This window comes from Saccharomonospora saliphila YIM 90502, from assembly GCF_000383795.1.
Lineage (GTDB): Bacteria > Actinomycetota > Actinomycetes > Mycobacteriales > Pseudonocardiaceae > Saccharomonospora > Saccharomonospora saliphila.
Map to the genome: position 1 here is coordinate 1 of NZ_KB912590.1, position 2,327 is coordinate 2,327.

Consider the following 2,327-nt stretch of genomic DNA (forward strand, 5'->3'; position numbering starts at 1 on the left):
CGCGTCGGCCGCGTGGCCCGAACCCGAGACGCCCGCGACCGAGCTCATGCCCGTCGGGCCCGCTCCGGCGTCGCCGCCGGAGAAGCCGTAGGTGCCGACCGCGCCGAGTCGTCCCGCCTCCGGGCTCACGCCGTCGGCCATCGGCTTCAGGCCGAGCGAGTCGGGGCCGAAGCTCGGCGTCGTGCCGTCGATCTCGGACATCTCGGTGGTGTAGGCGTCCAGGAACGCGACCTGCTGGGCCTTGGTCTCCTGCGCGGCGTCGAACTTCTCCTTGAGGTCGGCCACCATCGCGGCGGGCCCGCCCGCGAGCATCGCGGCGGCCTCCGCGGCCGGGTCGAAGTCCTTCGGCTGCGGCATCGACTTCAGCTTCGCCGCCGCGGCCGCCTGCTGGGCCATGCGGTCCCGCATCGTCCGCGCGGCCTCGGAGGCCTGGGCGCCCGAGTTGGCGATGCCGACGAGCGCGCCCTGGGCCGCACCGGCACCCTGCCCGATCCAGACGGCGCCCAGCTCGCTGATGGCGTTGTAGAGGTCGTCGGCGATCCGGCTCAGCTCACCACTGTGCTGCGACCAGCTCTGCCCGATGTCCTCGGCCGAGCCGGGCTCGTTGTTGACCGTGCCGTAGGCGTAGAGCTGCTTGCTGTCGTGTGCGGCCCAGTTCGGCCGGGCGCCGATCGCCCGGTCGTCGCCGTAGAGGAATCCGTCGGCACGGGCGCGCATCCGGCTGACCAGCTCGGCGACCTCGCTGCTCTCCTGACGCTGGACCGCCTCGACGTCCACGGGCGTGTGCCCGCTGTCGCCGTCCTGCACGGACGGGCGGGCGGTGCCGCCCGCGTCCGCGCTGTCGGTGGCTCTGTCGGAATACATGGCCTGCTCTCCCCCTCTGCTCAGAGCTGCCCGGTGAACGACTGCGCGCTGGAGGCGTCGACGTCGTCGTAGCGGCTCATCGCCTCGACGATCGCGTGCTCGGCCTGGTCGTACTGGGTGTAGAGGTTGCGCAGCGCCTGCGCGTACGAGTCGCCGACACCCGCGGCGCGCTCGGCGAACTTCGACGCGAGCGCCTGACCGACCGGGTTGGCCCCCAGCTTCGGCTGCACGGCGAGGAAGCTGGTGTTCTCCAACAGCGTGGCGACGGCGTCCTTGCCCGTGCGGATCTTGCTCAGAACCGCCTGTGCGGCGTCCGGGTCGATCCCGACCTGGCCCGTGGCCGCGGCGGCGCGGAACGCGGCGGCGTCCGCGTAGCTGCTGCTGCCCATCTGTTCGCTCTCCTGTCCCCAGCACTACCCGACATCACACGCCCGACATCGGTCACGCGCCTGCGATCTTCGCTAAGGTTAACGCACCCGACGTGTTCCTACGACGAGTTCTCACCGGTTCGGGTTCCGTGTTCGCGTGAAGTATCCGCCGTCGATGCCTGACCGTTACGACGGCCGCCGACCAGCGGCGAACACGACACGACGGGAGGACACGAGGAGCTCGGACGGGTGCCCGCGGGCGGAGCCCGGCGTCCGCGCGGAGTCAGGACGAGTACACGTGCGGGTCGAGGGTTCCGATGAAGGGCAGGTCGCGGTAGTTCTCCGCGTAGTCGAGCCCGTAGCCGACGACGAACTCGTTCGGGATGTCGAACCCGACGTAGCGCACGGGCACCTCCACCTGCACCGCCTCCTTCTTCCGCAGCAGCGAGCAGACGCTCAGCGAGGCCGGGTTGCGGCTGGCGAGGTTCTTCAGCAACCAGGACAGCGTCAGCCCGGAGTCCACGATGTCCTCGACGATGAGCACGTCCCTTCCCGCGATGTCCCGGTCGAGGTCCATCAGGATGCGCACCACGCCGGAGGACGAGGTGGACGACCCGTACGACGACACGGCCATGAACTCGAGCTGCGCCGGGACCGGCAGCGCACGGGCGAAGTCGGTCATGAACATGACCGCCCCCTTGAGCACGCCGACGAGCACGAGGTCGGACGAGGTCCGCTTCTCGGTCGAGTAGTCGGCGGCGACCTTCTCGGCCAGCTCGGCGACCTTGTCCTTGATCTGCTGCTCGGTGATGAGCACGGAGGCGATGTCGCCCTCGTACACGGTCAGCCCCCTCCTGTGGTGGGTTGGCGGAAGTTCAATACGAGCTTGTCACGGTCCCGGCGGGCCTCGACGTCACCGGGGAGGAACGTGCCGCCCTGGCCACGCCACCGGCCCACCAGGGCGTCCACCGACCGCAGGTGGGCGTCGGTCAGCTCGCGCACACCCGCGTCGAGCATCCATCGTCGCAGAACCCTCCTGCGCACCGGCGCGGGTGCGGGCGCGAGCTCGGCCACGAGCAGGTCGGCGCCGTCGCG

The 2,327-nt window shown here is 70.6% G+C and carries 3 protein-coding genes and 1 pseudogene; all 4 read right to left on the reverse strand.

The genetic code is table 11. The features are described from left to right. A pseudogene (locus SACSA_RS0100095) lies at positions 1-864 on the reverse strand (hypothetical protein); the annotation flags it as partial. 20 nt (positions 865-884) lie between these two features. Further along, complete coding sequence (locus tag SACSA_RS0100100) at positions 885-1,253, reverse strand: hypothetical protein (RefSeq protein WP_019812497.1); 369 nt, start codon at positions 1,251-1,253, stop codon at positions 885-887. 262 nt (positions 1,254-1,515) lie between these two features. Continuing rightward, positions 1,516-2,073 carry a hypoxanthine phosphoribosyltransferase gene (hpt, locus tag SACSA_RS0100105; RefSeq protein ID WP_019812499.1) on the reverse strand — a complete coding sequence of 186 codons (558 nt, stop codon included), beginning with the start codon at positions 2,071-2,073 and terminating at the stop codon, positions 1,516-1,518. 2 nt (positions 2,074-2,075) lie between these two features. Further along, the coding region (locus SACSA_RS0100110; protein WP_028661379.1) for a TilS substrate-binding domain-containing protein at positions 2,076-2,327 on the reverse strand (252 nt) is incomplete at its 5' end.

Bases quoted from the DNA above. Each gene is read 5' to 3' on its own strand.
- SACSA_RS0100100 (WP_019812497.1), bottom strand. From the start codon at position 1,253: ATGGGCAGCAGCAGCTACGCGGACGCCGCCGCGTTCCGCGCCGCCGCG.